This window comes from Longilinea arvoryzae, from assembly GCF_001050235.1.
Classification (GTDB): domain Bacteria; phylum Chloroflexota; class Anaerolineae; order Anaerolineales; family Anaerolineaceae; genus Longilinea; species Longilinea arvoryzae.
In genome coordinates this window covers 122,703-141,309 of record NZ_DF967973.1, presented here as the reverse complement: position 1 = coordinate 141,309, position 18,607 = coordinate 122,703, and the positions used below count along the sequence as shown (strand labels likewise).

19 protein-coding genes are annotated in these 18,607 nt (G+C 56.4%); 11 read left to right on the top strand and 8 right to left on the bottom strand.

What is annotated here, in order from left to right:
* The first annotated feature begins 457 nt into the window (after nucleotides 1–457).
* From LARV_RS19135 to LARV_RS19130, 3 genes are all read left to right on the top strand, one after another.
* Nucleotides 458–1,078, top strand: coding sequence for a VanZ family protein (locus LARV_RS19135; protein WP_075075417.1), 621 nt, complete (start codon nucleotides 458–460; stop codon nucleotides 1,076–1,078).
* Nucleotides 1,079–1,202: 124 nt separating this feature from the next.
* On the top strand, nucleotides 1,203–1,364 hold the full coding sequence (locus LARV_RS20470) for a hypothetical protein (protein ID WP_172797946.1): 162 nt from the start codon (nucleotides 1,203–1,205) through the stop codon (nucleotides 1,362–1,364).
* A 330-nt stretch (nucleotides 1,365–1,694) separates the two neighbouring features.
* The gene (locus LARV_RS19130; RefSeq protein WP_075075416.1) at nucleotides 1,695–2,357 is read left to right on the top strand and encodes a hypothetical protein; all 663 of its coding nucleotides are present in this window, start codon (nucleotides 1,695–1,697) and stop codon (nucleotides 2,355–2,357) included.
* A 187-nt stretch (nucleotides 2,358–2,544) separates the two neighbouring features.
* On the opposite strand, the gene LARV_RS19125 is transcribed toward LARV_RS19130, so the two are convergent.
* Nucleotides 2,545–2,829: a hypothetical protein gene (locus LARV_RS19125; RefSeq protein ID WP_075075415.1), complete on the bottom strand. Its 285-nt coding sequence runs from the start codon at nucleotides 2,827–2,829 to the stop codon at nucleotides 2,545–2,547.
* Between the two features lie 98 nt (nucleotides 2,830–2,927).
* On the opposite strand from LARV_RS19125, the gene LARV_RS19120 reads away from it, so the two are divergent.
* Nucleotides 2,928–4,205 (top strand): WD40 repeat domain-containing protein, encoded by a 1,278-nt coding sequence (locus LARV_RS19120; protein WP_172797944.1) that lies wholly within the window; start codon nucleotides 2,928–2,930, stop codon nucleotides 4,203–4,205.
* A 200-nt stretch (nucleotides 4,206–4,405) separates the two neighbouring features.
* Here the strand turns inward: LARV_RS19120 and LARV_RS19115 are convergent, their stop codons facing one another.
* Nucleotides 4,406–4,738 carry a carboxymuconolactone decarboxylase family protein gene (locus LARV_RS19115; RefSeq protein WP_083522797.1) on the bottom strand — a complete coding sequence of 111 codons (333 nt, stop codon included), beginning with the start codon at nucleotides 4,736–4,738 and terminating at the stop codon, nucleotides 4,406–4,408.
* Nucleotides 4,739–4,989: 251 nt separating this feature from the next.
* Between LARV_RS19115 and LARV_RS19110 the strand changes: the two genes are divergently transcribed.
* The 3 genes from LARV_RS19110 (at nucleotide 4,990) to LARV_RS19100 (ending at nucleotide 9,479) form a co-directional block, all read left to right on the top strand.
* On the top strand, nucleotides 4,990–5,421 hold the full coding sequence (locus LARV_RS19110) for a hypothetical protein (protein ID WP_075075412.1): 432 nt from the start codon (nucleotides 4,990–4,992) through the stop codon (nucleotides 5,419–5,421).
* The gene (locus LARV_RS19105; protein ID WP_075075411.1) at nucleotides 5,422–7,029 is read left to right on the top strand and encodes a protein kinase domain-containing protein; all 1,608 of its coding nucleotides are present in this window, start codon (nucleotides 5,422–5,424) and stop codon (nucleotides 7,027–7,029) included.
* Nucleotides 7,030–7,238: 209 nt separating this feature from the next.
* Complete coding sequence (locus LARV_RS19100; protein ID WP_075075410.1) at nucleotides 7,239–9,479, top strand: choice-of-anchor D domain-containing protein; 2,241 nt, start codon at nucleotides 7,239–7,241, stop codon at nucleotides 9,477–9,479.
* A gap of 70 nt (nucleotides 9,480–9,549) precedes the next feature.
* Here LARV_RS19100 and LARV_RS19095 read toward each other — a convergent pair whose 3' ends face one another.
* The 4 genes from LARV_RS19095 to LARV_RS19080 all read right to left on the bottom strand — a co-directional run bounded on the left by LARV_RS19095 (nucleotide 9,550) and on the right by LARV_RS19080 (nucleotide 14,031).
* Nucleotides 9,550–10,896 (bottom strand): MFS transporter, encoded by a 1,347-nt coding sequence (locus tag LARV_RS19095; protein ID WP_083522780.1) that lies wholly within the window; start codon nucleotides 10,894–10,896, stop codon nucleotides 9,550–9,552.
* 125 nt (nucleotides 10,897–11,021) lie between these two features.
* Nucleotides 11,022–11,669, bottom strand: a complete 648-nt coding sequence (locus LARV_RS19090; RefSeq protein WP_075075409.1) for an ArsR/SmtB family transcription factor — start codon at nucleotides 11,667–11,669, stop codon at nucleotides 11,022–11,024.
* A gap of 344 nt (nucleotides 11,670–12,013) precedes the next feature.
* Nucleotides 12,014–12,511 (bottom strand): GNAT family N-acetyltransferase, encoded by a 498-nt coding sequence (locus LARV_RS19085; protein WP_075075532.1) that lies wholly within the window; start codon nucleotides 12,509–12,511, stop codon nucleotides 12,014–12,016.
* A gap of 5 nt (nucleotides 12,512–12,516) precedes the next feature.
* Nucleotides 12,517–14,031 (bottom strand): phytoene desaturase family protein, encoded by a 1,515-nt coding sequence (locus LARV_RS19080; RefSeq protein ID WP_075075408.1) that lies wholly within the window; start codon nucleotides 14,029–14,031, stop codon nucleotides 12,517–12,519.
* Nucleotides 14,032–14,629: 598 nt separating this feature from the next.
* Between LARV_RS19080 and LARV_RS19070 the strand changes: the two genes are divergently transcribed.
* The 4 genes from LARV_RS19070 to LARV_RS19055 all read left to right on the top strand — a co-directional run bounded on the left by LARV_RS19070 (nucleotide 14,630) and on the right by LARV_RS19055 (nucleotide 16,997).
* Nucleotides 14,630–15,109: a Fur family transcriptional regulator gene (locus LARV_RS19070; protein WP_083522777.1), complete on the top strand. Its 480-nt coding sequence runs from the start codon at nucleotides 14,630–14,632 to the stop codon at nucleotides 15,107–15,109.
* Nucleotides 15,110–15,140: 31 nt separating this feature from the next.
* Complete coding sequence (locus LARV_RS19065; RefSeq protein WP_075075405.1) at nucleotides 15,141–16,040, top strand: metal ABC transporter substrate-binding protein; 900 nt, start codon at nucleotides 15,141–15,143, stop codon at nucleotides 16,038–16,040.
* Between the two features lie 239 nt (nucleotides 16,041–16,279).
* Nucleotides 16,280–16,576 carry a hypothetical protein gene (locus tag LARV_RS20465; RefSeq protein WP_172797943.1) on the top strand — a complete coding sequence of 99 codons (297 nt, stop codon included), beginning with the start codon at nucleotides 16,280–16,282 and terminating at the stop codon, nucleotides 16,574–16,576.
* Nucleotides 16,557–16,997: a type II toxin-antitoxin system VapC family toxin gene (locus LARV_RS19055; RefSeq protein ID WP_075075403.1), complete on the top strand. Its 441-nt coding sequence runs from the start codon at nucleotides 16,557–16,559 to the stop codon at nucleotides 16,995–16,997. The genes LARV_RS20465 and LARV_RS19055 overlap by 20 nt, the downstream gene beginning before the upstream one ends.
* Nucleotides 16,998–17,094: 97 nt before the next feature.
* On the opposite strand, the gene LARV_RS19050 is transcribed toward LARV_RS19055, so the two are convergent.
* A complete protein-coding gene (locus LARV_RS19050) occupies nucleotides 17,095–17,871 on the bottom strand; it encodes an alpha/beta fold hydrolase (protein ID WP_075075402.1) in 777 nt (258 codons plus the stop codon).
* Between the two features lie 413 nt (nucleotides 17,872–18,284).
* On the bottom strand, nucleotides 18,285–18,607 hold a 323-nt coding region (locus tag LARV_RS19045), incomplete at its 5' end, for a hypothetical protein (protein ID WP_172797942.1).

The window sequence follows — 18,607 nt, the reverse complement described above, 5'->3', positions numbered from 1 at the left end:
CACTTCAACAGCATTCCCGGCGTGATCCCCAGTTCCCGTTCCAGCTGCCCCGCACTTTTTCCGCTGTTCTTCAGTAGTTCCAGCGCTTCTCGTTTGAACTCCGGCGTGTATGTCCGATATCGTTTGTCTCTCATTTCCTCGCTTCCTTCCCGTTTAGTTTACCGGATTCTCCCTTTTTCCGTGTCCACTTTTTCGGGGGAAGCCCAGGTCCCGTAGGGTGGGTTGAGGGCGACCAAATGCGGTGGTTGGATCAATAAACCTTCGCGCCATCATTGGCGTGCCCGAAATCCACCAATTCCCTCATCCTGAAAACCCTGTTCATCCTGTGAATTTTCTCCACCGCCAAAAATCCTTGACTTGATGGATCGTGTATAATGCTTAAATCCAGGGGCTGAAAAGCCCCTGGATTGATAAATTCTGCGAAATTTTACGGTTTTCAGGCCGGGAAAGGCACGCTTTGAATATCGAGATCAGCTCCGAAGCGTTCATATTGCTGATCGGGCTGCCCGCGCTGGCGGTGACGCTCCTGCTGCTGCGCCGGAAACGTTCTGCCTCGTCATTGTTCTTCATCGCGGTATTCTGGATCTACCTGTGTTTTTTGATCGGTGCGACGCTGTTCCCGATCGACCTTTCGCCGGACACGCGCGCCTGGATGCGCAGCCAAGCGGGCTTCAGCGACCGCATGAACCTGATCCCCTTTTATTTCGGTCCCTTCGGCAGCCTGTGGCGCAGCCGGGATATGCTGCTGTCGAACATTCTGCTGACCGTCCCGTTCGGTTTCGGAATCGGGTTTGTGGCGCGGGTGCGCCCGCGGGATCTGCGCTGGCTGCCGCTGGCGGTGGGTTTTGGCATCGAGGGCGCGCAGTTCGGCGTCGGGCTACTGCTGGGGTATCCCTACCGCGTGCTGGATATCAACGACACGCTCATGAACGCGCTGGGCGTGGTGGCGGGGTATGGGCTGTTCTGGCTGCTGGCGCGGCTGATGCTGTGGCTGGATGCGCGCAACGGATCGCGATTGAAGGGCCTGGCCGGGGAGATGGTGCTGGCGGCGGAGCGAAGCCTGGGGGAAGACAGGTAAACGAAGATCGGTGAATCGTTCAGTTAAATCATCATTAAATGTAATATAATCACAATATACTATCTAGGTTTCGGCAAGAAAAGTAAGGAAAATTCAACCATTCCAAAGACAATGGAGGTCGATCATGCCCGATCTGCTCATCCTCGTCCTGGTACTGGGTCCATTTCTGCTGGTGCTGTACAATTTTCACCAACTGCGGCGATCGCAAAAGGAGATCGTCGCGCTGCTGCATGAGACCAACCGCCTGCTGGCCGGGAAAGACCATCCGGCGGATGCCGGATCCTGATTAAGGAAGACTTAACAAGTTTGGGATCTGGATCGATTTCACTGAATGCGTGTAGCCAATAGAATAAAGAAAAAAGAGCTGAGTAAGCCGAAGCAATGCGTAGGATGGGTGGAGGGGCAGGGGCACCGAAATTAAGGAACGGACCTGGCTGCCCCGGAACCTATCATTCATGGCCCGGTGACGCGCGCGGTCGGAGACCGGCGCGAGCAGAGTTCTTACATGGAAATTTCCAAAATAACTCAAAATTGGTCAGGATATGGCGAATATATAATGCAATAACCTAATATTGATACCTTGATCAACGACGGCAAGCAAAACCTTTGGAGGGGTATGGATGTATGCAAAATCAACCGCTGCATTAAGATCCTGGTGCTCTTGACCCTGCTCTCAGCGTGCAGCGAAGCGAGTGAACCCCCCATTCTTGCACACCCAACGGCGGTAGACCTGCAGATTGGCGATGGTGGGTTGTTTTCTGGCAGTCCCTGCGGACCTCCGTGTTTTTTGGGTATCCAACCAGATGTAACGAGTTATGATGAAGTGATCAGTATTCTTTCCGACAATCAGGACCTAAACTATTGTAAAGAGTACGATAATACAGATGACGGTGGAAATCGAGGGATTATTTGCGCTGAGTCATACGTTATCGGTTTTGACCGTGCGCGAACGGTTGTGACGCATCTGGGCTTCACTCCGACTGTGCAAATCACCATGCAAGAAGTGGTGGAGGTGTATGGGGAGCCTTCCGGGATCTCGATATCTACCGGGGGATATGCTAAAACTGTATCTACCGCATTGCTGTTTTATCCGCAATACAATATGAGACTGTTACTGGAAGAACAGGATGGGGATACTTACCTAGTTCAATCCAGCAGTAAAGTGGACACGATCGGGTATGAGGAAGAAACTTCTTTTCAGAAATCCGTCGAATGGGCCCATGAATGGTTCGGATATGGGGAATATATCATGGAGTATATAAATAAAAAGGCGAATTGACTGGAAAAACCAGGCCCTCTCGCCTTTCCCTTTGGGCAACCTTAATTGAACAACTTTCTGTACCAACAAGAATACCTCATTTCTCCAAAATGCCCTTTACCGGAACCTTAACAACAGAATCCTTCCACACCATTTTGCGAGATTACAAAGTGCTGGGTTTCGGGCTATTGGGTTTTCTGAATTCCAGCTAATTTTGCACGGGCAGCGTAGAGGGTGGCAGGCTGATCTGCATCGCCCCCCATGGAATCGCTTTCACACCGGCACCGATTTTCAAGCGGTCCAATTGCTGGCGAGTAAATGCTTTAGTAGTGACGCCCTCGGGCAGGTTCTTCGTGCCCATTTTGTAGGCCAGATTGATGAAGGATGCGGCCACGCTGTGTTCATCCGCATTCCGGCTGGCTGCCCAGAATGAACAGGGGGCGAGCAGCTCAATGGAATTGACCGACGCAAGCGGCGCGGTGATGTTATACAAAGGGTACGAGCCGTATGGTGAGGTGCTTTACAGCCAGGGGATTGGTGCGAGAAATTACAATGTACAAAGGGATAAGCAGATATTATAAAGAGGCAAATATGAAACGAAAATTTTGGTTACAGGCTTTTTTAGTTCCCTTTTTAATAATATTAACCGGCTGTTCGAGTACGAAGGAAAATCAAGAAACGACCGCTATAATAACGTCTCCGGAAAGCACAAAAAACGCCATCATTGGAACCCCCATCGCATTAGCGACAAAAATAAAAGTACCGGCTGGCGAGGAAATTCCCTTCTGTCATGGCAGCGGCACGCATAAATTGGTCACAAAGGATATCCAAATTACAGGCACAATTGTATTTCAAACCGATGATCTGCGCGGGTTATATACATTGGGAGGATCGCCACTAACGAGCAAACAGGTTATACCCGACAATTTACAAAGCATCATGATTGGATTTTCACCTGATGGTAACTGGTTCGCCTATGCTCCATTTGATTCTGGCGTGACGGATGGGATCGATCATTTTGATCTCACTTTGTTATCCGCAGAAGGTAAGGAACTAAATCAATCCCTGGATTTGGTTCAACTAGAAGAGTATCTTCAGGAAGGTTATTGGTTTATGGGGAATCGTATTCCATCCTTTTGGATAAGCAGTGATTTGATTTATGTAACGCTTTATGCCCGAAATCCTGAAGAAACGAGTACGGCTTACCGTTTAGGAGATTTTCCACGGATACTCGATCCATTTACTGGAAGTTGGGAAAATCAACTCCTTGATTTGCCAGAATATGATTTGTCCAGTCCTGTTGGAATATCACCTGATCGAAGCCGGGCACTTTACGCAGAGATGGATGGCCTGTCTCTATGGGATTATGATCGGGGTGAGACCATTCGGAAATATTCTTTTCTTATTCCTTCCCTTGAAGGATTGAGCTTGTGGAGTCCGGATGGTTCGAAAGCGGCATATGTAAATTTGAATGATGACTATAGCGAGATGACCGGGGTTATTATCAAAAACGATGGAAGCTACCTGCCGCTCGTAAATAAGGAGTTCCCAAAAGCCGGATTATTCATTCAATATGCCAGTTGGTCCCCCAACAGCAAGTTATTAGCTCTTGCGGTGGCAGAGGGCGAAGATATCAACTTGCTCATTTATGATGCTATTTCCGAACAGTATATTCACCAGTGTATTGTTTCAAAGGCTCTTGGCTATGATCCTGCGCTGACATGGTCTCCAGACAGCGCTCAAATTGCCATTTCTTCACCAGATTCACCAATCCTGCTTTACGATTTGCCTTCCGGCAACATTTTTGAACTTGCTCAACATGGTCGTGTAAAAGGCTGGTCGGATAAATTTCCTCTCAATTTGCCCTAATCAACAAGGTACGATGTCTCGGAATCCATCCATTATGCACCGGTGAAGGACGTTCGGAAAAGAAACGATCTCGGTCGGAGAGCGGCGCGAGCATGTGATGGAGAGCGGTGCGGGCAGAGGTCCGTGACAAAAAGCGAGGCAGTCATGCTCCGGAGGAGATGGACTGCCTCGCAAGGTCACCCAAACGAAAGATCAGGCGCTTAATTGTTCGAGCCGATCTTCGCCTTTTCCTTCAGGAACTGGTCCATGGCTTCGTAAGCCTTGCTGCCGTAAACGGTGCCCGGGCCGCCGGCCATCATGACCGCCACGCCGATGGTCTCGAGGATCTCTTCGCGGGTCGCGCCCAACTTGATCGCATCCTGCATGTGACTGGTGATGCAACCTTCGCAACGAATGACGATGGCGATCGCCAGATTCATCAATTCCTTGGTCTTGTGGTCCAGGGCGCCCGCTTTGCAGGCTTCGGCATGCATCTGGCCAAAGCCGCCGATGGTGCCGGGAATTTCCCGGGCCATTTTGCCGAATGTTTCCATAAAATGATTTTGAGCTTCTACATAATCTGTTGACATTATTTTTACCTCTGCAATCTTTTTCTTCCTGACCCGCCCGAGGATGGATCCACCATCAACTCGATCCGAGCCGGAATGATCATAACATCTTTGCCGGACAGGTGGCAGAGTTGAATTGATCCCGTGAATGATTCGGCCTCTCAAAAAGGTGTAGAATGATCTCCGGCGGGAGATCAAGGTCTGTTTATAAATATCTACCAGGGCTGGAAAAACAAATGAAAGAAAGCTCGACGAGCGCTTTGCTGCACAGGTTATTCAATTCCAACGATCTCGAAAATTTTTTTGAATGCAATGCCGATGCGATGCAAACGCCGGAATTCCACGCCTACATCCAGAACCTCTGCGGGGAGTTGAAACTGGTTCCCGAGCAGGTCATCCGTTATTCGGGCATCGAAAGGACGTACGGGCACCAGCTTTTTAATGGAACCCGCAAACCCTCCCGGGATAAGGTTATTCAACTGGCTTTTGGTTTCGCGCTGGACCTGGACGGCGCTCAACGGCTCTTGCAAATCGCCCTGAAAAGCCCGTTGTATCCAAAAATCAGGCGCGATGCGGCTGTCATTTTTTGCATCGACCGCCATAAAGATTTCTGGGAGACGCAGAGCGTTTTGCATTCATTGGGATTGACCTTACTGGGCGGTGAATAGATGACAGATGCCTTGATCGCGGAGTTCCTGGCCACTTTTGACGATCGCCGTTTTCCCGTGGAATTTCTGCAAAAGTACGAGTTGCTGGAATGCCTGTCGCACAACGAACTTGGTGAGACCTTCCTGATCAAAGATCGGAACAATGAGCAGCATTGTGTGGCGAAATGCTATTCCGACCGATCCCTGCTTTCACGGACGACAGAAAGCGAACTGCTGAAAAGGCTGCACCACAAAGGCTTACCGGCCTATATCGCTGAGTATCAGAATGAAACCATGCAATGCATCGTTCGTGAATACGCTCCCGGGGTTTCACTCGATCAATTGGCCCGTGAAAAGGCCTTCAACCGGCAGCAGGCGGTTTCCATCATTCTGCAGCTCAGCGAAATCCTGATCTATCTGCACGGCCAGACTCCGGCCATCATCCACCGGGACATCAAACCCCAAAATATCATCATCGATGAACAGGGTCAGATCACCCTCATCGATTTTGGTATTTCGCGCAATTATAATGAAGGCAGTCAGGAAGATACGGTCATTTTTGGTACACGGCATTATTCACCGCCGGAACAATACGGGTTTTCACAGACGGACTGCCGATCGGATATCTATTCGCTGGGCGTTCTGCTGGGCTGGCTTTTGACCGGCAATGCCGATGTCCAACAGGCCGTAAGAATGATACCCGAAACCTGGCTGGCCAGGGTCGTCGAACGCTGCACGGCTTTTGCCCCGAAAGACCGCTATAAGAACGCCGCCCAGGTGCGGGATGCCTTGACGGGCCAAAGACTTCGCCGTTGGGTATTGCCGTTTACGCTTGCTGCCGCCATCTTTCTGGCAGCCCTCCTGGCTTTTCCGAATTTCGACTTCGCTGACCTTCATCGACCCGCTGGGGTCACTTTCAAAGAACCGCTGATCGAGCAGGCTGTCCGTCTGGCGCTTGGAAAGGGGACCGATGCGGAAATTTCGGAGCAGGACCTGCTGGCGGTCACGGCAATCTATGTGTTCGGGGACAAAGCAGCGGCGGATGAAGCGGCATTCAAGGAATATTCCAACACCTTTGCCCGTAATGGGAGCGCGTTCCAGCGCGGCAGCATCGCCAGTCTGGAAGATCTCGTCAAGCTCAAGAATCTGCGCCGTCTTTCGCTGTGCTATCAAAATATCACCGATCTCAGCCCGCTGGCCAGCCTGAATTACCTGGAACTCATTGATCTAAAGCATAACCCGATCGAGGACGTTTCACCCCTGGCGGGGCTTACCTCGCTGTCTTCATTGATCCTTTTCGACACGCGCGTGTCAGACCTGACTTCATTGAACGGTTGCCTACGCCTGTCTCTGATCGACGCCGGTTCTACCCGGATCCAGTCGACCGCGGCATTCGAAGGCTTGAATTCGCTGCGAACTCTCGTCTTGCGAAAAGCGCCGCTTCGATCGCTCGATAAAATCGATACGCTGCCTTTACTCGAGGAGCTCTACCTGTCGGAGACTCAATTGTTGGATCTTACGCCGCTGCTTGGGCTTACCCGTCTACAGGTTGTCGAGGTGGACGAAAGCATGCGCAGCGCGGTGGAAACGATCGAAGATCGGTCTCGATTCGGAATCATCTACCCATAACAACATCCTGGTTCCATTTCTGAATGGAAGATGTGTGCAGCCTGCACACCTTTGTGGCTGTATCGCCGGATATAATACCGGATATTTCCTATTCCCTCTCTGGAAATCACCATTCAGGGGAAAAGCAGGATTTCAGCGGCCACCCCGAAAAACGATTATTCAGGATACCTGCGGATCCAATCATCACCGAACCCTTTGAGGAGTAGAAGATGAAAAAACAGCCCTTGTGTACGCGCCTGAAGAAATCCTTTGGCCTTGTCAGTCTGATCGCCCTGGTATTCTCGTACACTTCCTTTGCGAGTTCAGTAGTTGTTCACGCTCAGGGGAATACGCCGGACCGGGCGTTGACTTCGATCGTTCCGTGTGGACTCGAATGCAACCAACTGTTGAGCGCTCCGCTTGCGTATTCAGGCCATCTCCTGGTCGTTACCAACACAGGCGAAGAGGTCAACGGCGATACCTCGAGTCCGGCGGCCCTGATCGCGGCCCCCGGCCCGGACGGTATTTCCCTGCCTGAGGCGATCACCGCGGCCGAGGCTACCGGCGAGTATGACACCATCCGCTTCGATCCGGCTTTACGCGGTTCAGTGATCGACGTGCATGTCGGTCTGCCGACCATCGGTCACGGGAATCTCACCATCGATGGCGACATCGATAACAACGGGACGCCCGACATCACCCTCGAAGGCGTGAATTCCGCGCGCGACACCGGTTTCGTTCTCTATGGCGCATCGCACGTGGCCATCCGGGGGTTCGTGATTCAGAACTTCGACAAACATGGCATTTCCATCAGCCCGGATACGGCCGGGGGCGCCGCCCTCGTCGAGGATATCTCGCTGTATCAAAATATAATCATCAGCGCCGCCATGAATGCCATCAACGTGGGCTCCTGGATGCAAGGCCATACCACCATCCGCAACGTCGAGATCGTCGAAAACACCCTGCGTGATGGCGGCGGGGGGATTGCCGTGCACGGGGGAATGGGAGACGGAGCCATGGACAATGTGGTATCGGGCATCTCGATCCTTTCCAATACCATCCAAAACCCCGGTTATAACATCGGTATCTTCCTTTCTCCATCCTCATCGACGGGTCTGTCGCGCAACACGCTCAGCGGCATCGAGGTGCGCGGCAACCTGATCACCGGGCATGCCAATTCTTCGATTCTGATCGATTCATCCAACCAGGCCAATTGTAATGACAACCTGACCGAGAATATCGTAATTGCCGACAACCGCATCGACGGACCGCATGTGACCATCGAGGTGGTCGGCGCGTCCGGGACGAACTCGAGCAACAACCGCATCTCGAATATCGCGCTCACGGGCAATGTTTTGAGCGGCGGCGGCATTCAATTCGGCGTCGCCACCAACTCGAACACGAATACCAACCGCATCTCCAGCGTGCTGATCGAACGCAATCACATCTCTTCCTGCCTGGCGAACGGCATCTACCTGATCGCCGGCAGCGGCGGCGCCCAGAACAACCGCCTGGAGAACGTGATTTTGCGCAGCAACTTCATCAACGACTGCAGCGATGCCGGCATTCTCTTGCATGGGGATACCTCTTACAGCCCGAACAACGTGATTTCGAATGTCACCATCACCCAGCAGACCCTGGTGAACAATGGGAACAGTTGGGCGGGCGGCCTCAACATCAATACCAAGGATTCCAGCAATACCATCACTGGGGTGACCCTGACCAACTCCATCCTGTGGGGCAACGAGGGCGGGGATGCCATTCGGGGCGCCCTGGCGCCTGACCTGGTGTCCAACACCATACTGGGGGATGGGCGCTTTACCGGAACCAACGCCAATTTTTACCAGGATCCTCTCTTCGTGGATCCCGCGGCCGGGGATTACCACCTTCAAGCGATCTCGCCCGGCGTGGATACCGGCCTGACATCGGCCCCTTCGATTGGCGTGCTGGACCTGGATCGGAATTTCCGCATCTGGGACGGCGACGGTGACGCCGCCGCCGAGGTGGACCGCGGCGCGTGGGAAACCCATGCGATTGCCATGCAGGAGATCGATGTGCGCAGCAACGGCGTTTCCATCCATGCCGGAGACGTCGTGCCAGCCCCCTGGGATGGCACGGATTTGGGTAATGCCGATGTGGCCGGGCTGCCCGTGCAGCAAACCTACACGATCCAGAACACCGGGGACGCTCCCATGGTTCTGACCGGCGCGCCAAGGATCGAAATCAGCGGTGAAAACGCGGCCGATTTTTCGGTGGTTTCACAACCGGGTTCTCAGGTGAATGGCGGGGAATCGGTCACCTTTACCATCGCCTTCGCCCCAGGCGCTGCGGGAATCCGGGAAGCTACGGTCACCATCGCCAACGATGACGATGACGAGAATCCGTTCACGTTTACGATCCAGGGGAATGGAACCGCGTCAAGTTCAACCGCGAGGATTTATTTGCCGCTGGTCTTGCGACCGATTCCCTGAGCAATAAACAAGCTATCGGATCTGGGGGAGATCGGATGGCGCGTTCGATGATTGAACGCGCCATCCTGCTTTAATCCGCTGGAACGGGTTGAGGCTCGGGAGCGTCCGCGACGGCGTCCGGTAGTTCTTCTTCGACATGCCGGATGTGCGGATTACCCCACGCAAAGAGGGTGACGATCAACAGGATCAGGCCGGCCAGGACGAAAATGAGTCCCATGCCGCGCCCGGCGCCGTTGCCGATAAGCGCGGCGACCCACGAGTTGTACAAAGCGCCGCCCTCGCGCATCAACGGTTCGAAGACGTTATCGGCCAGCGGGCCGGCCAGCAGGAAGGCGATCGGCATCATCGACTGCGCGATCATACTGCGAATGGCGATGACGCGTCCCTGCACATCCGGCTGGACTTTGGCGGCGAAGATGACCTGGGTGGAGCCGGAGGAGAGTGGGATGGCGAACAAAATAATGAAGAATCCGGCGCCGATCACCCAGGCGCTGGAGTGGACACCGATCAAAGCCAACCCAACAGCGCCCAGGGCGATGAAGCCGATGGTGCTGTAAATTTGCTTTTTGGGACCACCCCAGGTGGACATCAACAGGCTGCCCAACAGCATGCCGGCCCCGGAGGCCATTTGCACGGCGCCCAGCGCGGACGTCGAGTTGCGTGAAAGCACCAACGGGCTGGTGAGCACGGCGGCAAAATTCATCAGGAAGTTGACCAAGGCGAAGTACCACAACAGGCCGAACAGTCCGGGCCGCTGGCGCAGGTAGCGCCAGCCAAAAACCGCGTCTGAGAGCCACTGCTGGCGGCTGCTCCCACCAGTGGGAGTGGTCAGTTCGGGCTGCGGGACGCGCGTGGCCAGCAGAGTGCCCAGGGCGAAGAAGTAGGTGATGAAGTCGATGAGCATGACGCCCCCCAGCCCAATCAGCCCGTAGAGCAGCGCGGCGAGCATCGGGGTGACCAGGCTGCCCAGCGCCTCGGAAAGGTTGCGCAGCCCGCTGGCGCGCCCGAGATCCTTTTTGGGTACCAGCATGACCACCGATGCGCCAAAAGCCGGTTCCTGAAAAGCAGCGAAGACCGAGCCCAGCGCTGCCAGGAGGTAGATGTTCCAGACCGCCAGTTTGCCGCTCAGCGCCACCAGCGCGGCGGCCAGCGTCACCAGTGCATTGGCGGTGTCGGCCAGCAGCATGATGGCCTTGCGGTTTTTACGATCGGCCAGCGACCCGCCGATGGGCGCGAGCAGGATGCGCGGCAGCGTTCCGAAAAGCACGGTAAGTGCGAAGGGGGTCGCCGCGCCGGTCCGGGCATAGATCCACACCCCCAGGGCAAAACTGGTCAGGCCGGAGCCGAGGATGGAAATGGTCTGCCCGGCCCACAGGACGAGGAAGCGGCGCATATTTTGGGGAGTTTCAGTATTCATAGATCCTCATTATTTCGTGTAGTCAAACTTTCAAATAGAATCAGTTCAGGAACCGGCGCCAATACCTGGAACTGGGTGGAAAATAACCCTTTTTGGAAGATCTCAGCTGTCAGAATGCAAGGGGCTTAGGATTGGGGCCCTTCTTCCCCATCCGCCGGGCCGGCGGAAGATCCGGCAGCATCCCCCGTGTAGTAGAACACCGGGTAGTAGGCCACGGCCAGTCCGTAGGTCTGCTCGCCGGGTATACCGGCCTGGTTGAAATCGTCCACCAGCGTCTTGAGGCGCTGCGAGAACTCGGCGGCTTGTTCATCATTCAGGTAGGCATGCAGGCGGAAGAGCACCATCTCGCGTTCTACGGGCGTGGCGTCCGGGTCGTGCGTTTTCGGGCGCGCTTCCAGCGAGCGCAGCAGGTCATCGCGCGCCGAGTCGAGCGTAGAGCGCACCAGGGTGGTAACGTTCTCCTTGCCCTGGTGGGTTTCGATGGCGAACAGATTGGCGTCGATTTCCAGGGTGGGGGCGACGGCGCGGTAGCGTTTTTCGATCAGGTTGCCGACCCGGCGGGTTTCGTCGACCAGGATCAGGCCGTGCTTTTCCAGCAGGTTGATGTGGTAATACAGCCGGGTGGGAGCCAGATTGAGGTGCCCGGCGATTTCGCGCACCGTGCGCGGCTGCATGGCGCACAGGTCGAAGATCTGGGTGCGCAAGGGGTCGGAGAGGACGCGCAGCGTATCCAGATCGCGGATGGTATAGCTTGAAAGGGGTTCATCATTCATAATAATTTCACCATTCAAAATAGTATGAACGGTTAAAGTATAGTGAATGTGTGTGGAGTTGTCAAGGGGAAAAGGGGGAAGGGATGCGGGCTGGGTGATGCGGAATGCGGAAGAGAGTTTCGGTCGGAGACCGGTGAGATCGTGTGGGACCCTGGAGCTTCGGTCGGAAACCTCAGCGATCATGGATCGGGTTATGGCCGGAAACGGGCGGAGTTTGGGAAATACGGACCGGGGTGTCTTCATATTCCCCACTCCGCCCTTACATTATGGGACGAATGTGATTATCAAATAACCGGGGAATGCATCCAAGACTGACGATGAAGTCTTCCTCAGAACTCATCCACTCAGAACGCTTCCTCCAGCTCAATCTCATCCCGGATCGAAATGCCGTTCTCACCCAGCAGCGGAATCTCGGGCTTGAGCGTCCGGCGGGCGGCATTCACTGCGCCGGGATGCAGCCCGATCAGGCGAAAGCCGCGCTTCTGGTAGAAGCGCAGCGCATTCAGGTTGTCGTTGGTGGTGGTCAGGCGCAGGCGCCGGCAGCCGGCCTGCACCGCCAGCGCGCGCACGGCCGCGACCAGCGCGCCGCCGATGCCGCGCCGTTCGATCCGGCTGTCGAGGGACATCAATTCGCAGGCGTCGCCGAGCAGGCGGTAGGTGGCCAGCCCGACGACCTGGCCGTCCAATTCGGCCGCCAGGCCGGGGAATTCATCCATGCAAAAGAGCTGCCCGTGCACGGCCATGCGTTCGGAGCCCCAGTGCTCGACCATCCAGGCGCGCACCCAATCCCGATCGGCCGGGACCAATGCCCGTAGCGTAAAGGCTAAAGGTTCGTCCGGCATCGGCATCAATCCGCGCGGGATATGAAGCGCTGATTATCTTCCTTACAAACCGCCTGCAGCAGCCGCCGGCCGGACATGATGCCGGTAGGCAGCCCGCCGCCGGGTTCGACCCACTGCCCGCACATATAGAAGTTCTCCAGCCCGGGCAGGCGCTGCGACATGGGTTTCAGGATCACGTTTGCATTTTCAGGAGTGATCATAAAGCCTTCGAAGCTGCCCTTCCAGTTGCCGGTGTAGCGCTCGAAGGTCAGAGGGGTGGCCACGTCCACCATTTCGATCTGCCCGCCGATGCCGGGGAAGCGCTCTTCCAGCGCGGCCACGATCTGGCGGGCGATCTGGTCCTTCTTTTCGGTATACGCAGCCGGGTCGCGGCCGAGTTCCTTCCAATAGGCGTAATCCGCGGTGAGCATAACGGTCAATGCGGTCTTGCCGGGCGGGGCCAGGGTGGGATCCTGGTTGAAGATGTGCGCATCGATGCGTTCGACCTGCTCGCCGCCGATCTCCTGCGGCTGGCGGAGCGGAAAACTGATGCCGGACACGGTTTTGGGCTCGTCCGCGAAGGTGCGGTTGACGCCCAGGCCGACGTAGACCAGGGAGGGGAAGACGGGCCACTTTTCGTAGGGCTCGCGCACTTTTTCATCGGTGTAGCGGCCGTCCAGCATGTCGAAGATGGTGGCGTGCCCATCGGCGGCCGAGATGACGCGCCCGGCGCGCACCTCGCTGCCGTCCGCCAGGCGGATGCCAACGGCGCGGTCGTGCTCGACCAGGATCTTCTCGACGCGCTGGCTGTAGTGTATCTGCCCGCCCAGCCCCAGGTAGCGCTGCTCGAGCGCCTGCGACATGGGCAGTGAGCCGCCAATCGGGTAACCGGCGTTCTGATCGCTCAGGTAGGAGAAGGTGAAGGCCATGAAAATCATCGAGAAATTCGACGGCCAGGTCGATTTGAAGGCTTCGCGCAGCAGCGGGTCCTGAATGCGCTCGACAAACTGGTCGGTACTGGTATTCATCCAGCGCATGAGATCCTTGCGGCAGGTGAGGAAGGTCCAACCGAGCCGGATGGCCTTGCCCAATTTGACCAACGGAGCATCCTGGTCGGTAGGCTGCTGATCGAGGGCGATGCCCAGGCGGACGGCGCGCGTGAATTCACGGATGACAGCCTCGTCTTTGGGCGAGAGCGCGATGAGATGCTGTTCGAGCCGGTCGATGTTGGAATAGAAAATGACCGTGCGGCCATCGGCGCCTTCGTAACGCATGTATTCGTCCGCGTTGACGAATTCGCGTCCCTGGGCCACACCCACCTCCCGCCAGATCCGATTCGATGCGCTCTGAGGCGAGGACCCCACCAGCCAGTGGATGCAGCCGTCGATGGTGTAGCCTTTGCGCTTCCAGGCCGTGCACAGGCCGCCCGGCAGGGTGTGCATTTCATAGATCTGGGATCGATAGCCGTTCATCTGGGCGTAGATGCCGGCCGCCAGCCCGGCGAAACCTGCTCCGATGATGAGGATGGATTTGTCTTGCATGAGAATGACTCCGTTGAATAAGGATGGTGAAATCATTCTATCAGGTCGCTGGATTGTTAACAATATCCATAAGGATAGGGCTGGGAAGCCAGTCGCGTTGGATGGGTGGAGAGGCCGGGGCACTGAGATTCGTCCGCGGCTCCAGCTGCCCCGCAACCCATCGTTTCGGCTTCCGCGATCGGATGAGGCATGGACCGGGCACGGGCGGAGTTTGGTAAAGACTTACCCGGGAGTCTTCAAATTCCCCGCTTCGCCCTTACGCACCCAAGCACCCCTACACATTGTGACGTAGGCGTAGGATGGGTGGAATGGCCGAGAGGCGTCGAAATCTGGTTCCAGCGCCTCCCAATCTGCCGCTCCGGCTTCCGCGATCGGATGGGGCATGACCAGGTCCGGGCGGAGTTGGGCAGAGACTTACCCGGGAGCCTTCAAATTCCCCTCTCCGCCCTTACGCAAGACTGTAATAAGAAAAGTGCGAACGAAAAAGACGGACGAATACCGAATCAACGAATACCGAATACCGAATACCAAATCAACGAATACCGCATCGACGACGATCCATCCTTGACAACCCGCTTCGCAGCCCTTATTATTGATAATGAAAATCATTGTCAATAATAAAGGAGCCGATGTGGAGCTTTTTGAACAGGGATTGGAAAATGAATGGCTGCGGCAGCTCGGGGAGCACGGCAGCCGGCTGACCGGGCCGCGGCGGGCGATCGTGCACATTCTGGCGCGCTCGCAGCGTGCGCTGGAGCCGCTCGAGCTGTACGAGGCCGTGCGCAGGGATGCGCCCGGGGTGGGACTGGTGACGGTCTACCGCACGCTCGAGGCGCTGGAAGAGTTGGGGCTGGTGCAGCGCATTCATGAAAGCGGCGGCTGCCGGCGCTACCTGCGCGCCCCGCAGGGGCACCAGCACGTGCTGCTGTGCACGCGCTGTGGGCAGGCCGAGCTGTTCGACGGAGACGATCTGGAGCCGCTGTTCGCGCAGGTGGCCGCGCGCTGGGGCTATTCGGTCCAGGACCACTGGCTGCAACTGTTCGGTCTGTGCCCAAAATGCCTGGCCGAAGCCAAATAATCTGCGCATAGCCATTTAATTGAGAGAAACCATGCAACGAATTCTATTCAGTCTGATCTTCCTGGCGCTTTTACTCACCGCCTGCCAGGCGCAGGCGCCGGCGCAGCCGGCCGATGGGAAACTGCACGTCCTGACGACGACTGGCTTTCTGGCCGACTTCGTCCAGCAGGTGGCCGGTGATCGGGCCGTGGTCGATAGCCTGATCCCGGCCGGCGTGGACCCGCACGCCTTCGAACCGGCGCCGCAGGACGTGACGCGCATCGCCGCGAGCAGCGTCCTGGTGATCAATGGAGCCGGCTTCGAAGAATGGCTGAAAAAGACGCTCGAAAACGCCGGCGGAAGCCGCGAAATCATCGATGCCTCGCAGGGTTTGACGCCGCGGCCGGCCGGCGATGTCGCCGAGCATCCGGACGGCGATCCGCATTTCTGGTTGGATCCGGTCTTGGCCAAGACCTACGTCACCAACATCCGGGATGGGTTGATCAAAGCTGACCCGTCCGGCGCGGAGACTTACACGGCCAACGCGGCCGCGGCCCTACAGAAGCTGGACGAGCTGGACGCCTGGATTCGCGCCCGGGTCGCGACCATCCCGGCGCAGCGGCGTCTGCTGGTGACCAACCACGAGAGCTTCGGCTACTTTGCCGACCGCTACGGCTTCACCCTCGTGGGCGCCGTGATCCCCAGCGTGAGCAGCAGCGCTTCGCCCACCGCGCAGGACCTGGCCCGGCTGATCGACCAGATTCGCCAGACCGGCGCGCCGGCCATTTTCCTCGAGAGCGGCTCGAACCCGCAACTGGCCGATCAGGTGGCACGCGAGACCGGGGTGAAGGTCGTCACCGGCCTGCTGACGCATTCGTTCGGTCCCGAGGCGCAGGACTACATCGCTATGCTGAAGTGGGATGTGGGCCTGATCGTGGAGGCGTTGAAATAGCAATTTACCGTTAGCGGTTAGCGATTAGCTGTTAGCGATTAGCTGTTAGCCATTAGCCGTTAGCTCTTGGGTATTAGCTGGAAGTGTCAAGTCCTGAAATACGTTTAAAGGAAAGTAGCTAAAAGCCAACAGCTAAAAGCCAACAGCTAAAGGCTAAAAGCTAACCGCTAAAAGCTAACAGCTAACAGCTAATTGCCACCTACACCGATGGAGATGTATTCTGTCCATAGAGGTGTCGCATGACTGAACGAATGTACCGTGCCCAAATCCTTTTGACTCCGGAACAGCACCGCCGGCTGCGCGAGTTGGTGGAGCGTGAAAAACGCAGCATCTCCGAGGTCACTCGCGAATTGCTCGAGGACGCACTGCGGTGGAGAGAACAGGATCAACAATCCCGCCTGGAACGGGTTCATGCTGCAGGAGAAACGGCCGAGCGGATTTTGTGCGAGCGGGGCGGGGAGCCGTATCGAGCGGATGTTTCCACGACGCTCCTTGAAGCCAGGGAGGAACGCCACCATGAGCTCGGCAGTCATTGACGCGAACATCGCCATCTACTGCGTCATTCCGTCCCAGCCCCATGCCGCAGCTTTAGAATTACTGGAGCGGTTGGTACAACAGGAGGTTGAGCTGTATGTGCCACATTTATGGTTGGTCGAAGTGACCATGGGCATCCGCAAGGCGATCGCTGCCGGGTACCTGTCAGGCGAAAGCGGGGATCTTACCCTGGAAGCGGCTTTGAATCTGCCGGTGCAGATCATCCCCGAAGACGCGGTGATTTGCCGGCGGGCGTTATCCTGGGCGGATCGGCTGGGGCAAACCGCCGCGTACGACGCGGTTTATCTCGCCCTGGCCGAAAGCCTCAATGCGGATTTCTACACCGCCGACCGGCAACTCTTCAATCGCTGGAAAGACCTGGGCGTTGACTTCGTAAAATGCCTGAAATCGACTGAGCCTTAGCGGTTCGTGAAATCGACAGTACGCAGGCCGGGTTGAGGGGGTGAGGGAGCCAACCTTTCGGATGGTTCCATGCCTCACCCCGAAACCCGACGTTGAACTACTCTAATTCTGATTCAGCGGTGCGCATCCACAGCCCCTCCAATTCCCGGGCGAATCGTTCAGGTTCGGCGCGTTGGGGCGGGTCGAAATGGTGGCGCTCCGGATAGATTTCGACCTGGCAGTCCTGGAACAAATCGGACAGCGTCAGTGCTTTGCGCTCCTCCACCGGATTGGAGCGGCTGCCAACGGCGATATAGACCGGATTGGCGAAGTTACGCCACTGGTCGTAAGTGCAACTGGCTTCCGAAAAGGCGCGCACCATGGCCTTCAATCCCTGCGGACGTTTGGCCATCCAGGCCGGCGGTTCTCCGGCAGGGGGCGCGGGCGGCTGCACGCCCGGTCGCAGGTTGGCGCGAAAAAAGGCCGCCATCTGCTCGGCCGGGGGCAGACTCATCGCCCGGGTGATTTCCGAAAAATAATCACTTTCCTTCTGCAGCCATTCCTGAGCCGGGATCACGGCCGGTTCGCTCAAGGCCAGGCTGCGCACGCGCTCCGGATAGGCGGCGCTGAATGCCAGGGCGACGGCGCCGCCGCCGGAATACCCGACCAGGTTGAAGCGTTCGAAGCCGGCCGCGTCAGCGCTCTTGCGCAGGCTTTCGACTTCCGTTGACAGCGAATAATCGGGCGCGGGCTGTGCGCCCGCGTAGACTTCCAGATCCTTCAGCAGGGGTAAGATATGGCCGCCCAGCGCTCCAAGCAGGGGAGCGTATTGGATGGCAGCCGGCTGGATGCTGCCCGGCAGGAAAATGACCGCGCGGGGTGCGGTTGTGTCCATGAAAACGACTCCTTCTGGTCCTGGATATCACTTTTCCGGAACAGACCCGGAAAATTTGGTATTCTTGACCAATCGAATCCATGATATCCCACGAAAGTTAAAGGAATATAAAATCGATCCGATTGGAGCAGGGATGCCGAAGGATCGGAAGTAAGAAGTGGAACAGGAATGAATGCTGAATGATGAATGCAGAATGATGAATGATCGGAAGAAAGAAATGGAACAGGGATGAATGCTGAATGATGAATGCAGAATGATGAATGCTGAATGATCAGAAAAAGAAATGGAACAGGGATAAACAGGAGGGGGAGGATAGGGGGAGATATCCGGAGCGCCGGTCAGAGACCGGCTTCGATCGGGCTAACCGCTAAAAGCTAAAAGCTAAAAGCTAAAAGCTAAAAGCTAACCGCTTCTTACTGCATCCACCGCGCGTTTTCGGCCAGGTGCTCGAGCTGCGGGCGAAGTAGATTGAGCCCTTCCTCGGTAAGGTCGGAAGCCGAGAAGTCGACCGCGGGATGGTCGCCGCTGTTGATCAGGATGTGCAGTTCGAAGCGCCTGGGAGCGCTTTGGGAGGGTCGGCGCAGGACGGCAATTTTCAGGCAGTCGCCCAAACCCAGTCCGCTGGCGAAGGTTTCCGTATCCAGCACATCGTAATCCATCGGCAGGAACGCGTCCCAATTTTGGGCGTCCTCCGGCAGGGTCAGCACGGTGACCATCAGGCGCGCGCCTGAGGCCG

What these genes read in the sequence shown, in the direction of transcription:
- LARV_RS20470 (WP_172797946.1), top strand. Translation starts at nt 1,203, where the DNA reads ATGCCCGATCTGCTCATCCTCGTCCTGGTACTGGGTCCATTTCTGCTG.
- LARV_RS19130 (WP_075075416.1), top strand. Translation starts at nt 1,695, where the DNA reads ATGGATGTATGCAAAATCAACCGCTGCATTAAGATCCTGGTGCTCTTG.
- LARV_RS19120 (WP_172797944.1), top strand. Translation starts at nt 2,928, where the DNA reads ATGAAACGAAAATTTTGGTTACAGGCTTTTTTAGTTCCCTTTTTAATA.
- LARV_RS19115 (WP_083522797.1), bottom strand. Translation starts at nt 4,738, where the DNA reads ATGGAAACATTCGGCAAAATGGCCCGGGAAATTCCCGGCACCATCGGC.
- LARV_RS19110 (WP_075075412.1), top strand. Translation starts at nt 4,990, where the DNA reads ATGAAAGAAAGCTCGACGAGCGCTTTGCTGCACAGGTTATTCAATTCC.
- LARV_RS19105 (WP_075075411.1), top strand. Translation starts at nt 5,422, where the DNA reads ATGACAGATGCCTTGATCGCGGAGTTCCTGGCCACTTTTGACGATCGC.
- LARV_RS19100 (WP_075075410.1), top strand. Translation starts at nt 7,239, where the DNA reads ATGAAAAAACAGCCCTTGTGTACGCGCCTGAAGAAATCCTTTGGCCTT.
- LARV_RS19095 (WP_083522780.1), bottom strand. Translation starts at nt 10,896, where the DNA reads ATGAATACTGAAACTCCCCAAAATATGCGCCGCTTCCTCGTCCTGTGG.
- LARV_RS19090 (WP_075075409.1), bottom strand. Translation starts at nt 11,669, where the DNA reads ATGAATGATGAACCCCTTTCAAGCTATACCATCCGCGATCTGGATACG.
- LARV_RS19085 (WP_075075532.1), bottom strand. Translation starts at nt 12,511, where the DNA reads ATGCCGGACGAACCTTTAGCCTTTACGCTACGGGCATTGGTCCCGGCC.
- LARV_RS19080 (WP_075075408.1), bottom strand. Translation starts at nt 14,031, where the DNA reads ATGCAAGACAAATCCATCCTCATCATCGGAGCAGGTTTCGCCGGGCTG.
- LARV_RS19070 (WP_083522777.1), top strand. Translation starts at nt 14,630, where the DNA reads ATGAAAATCATTGTCAATAATAAAGGAGCCGATGTGGAGCTTTTTGAA.
- LARV_RS19065 (WP_075075405.1), top strand. Translation starts at nt 15,141, where the DNA reads ATGCAACGAATTCTATTCAGTCTGATCTTCCTGGCGCTTTTACTCACC.
- LARV_RS20465 (WP_172797943.1), top strand. Translation starts at nt 16,280, where the DNA reads ATGACTGAACGAATGTACCGTGCCCAAATCCTTTTGACTCCGGAACAG.
- LARV_RS19055 (WP_075075403.1), top strand. Translation starts at nt 16,557, where the DNA reads ATGAGCTCGGCAGTCATTGACGCGAACATCGCCATCTACTGCGTCATT.
- LARV_RS19050 (WP_075075402.1), bottom strand. Translation starts at nt 17,871, where the DNA reads ATGGACACAACCGCACCCCGCGCGGTCATTTTCCTGCCGGGCAGCATC.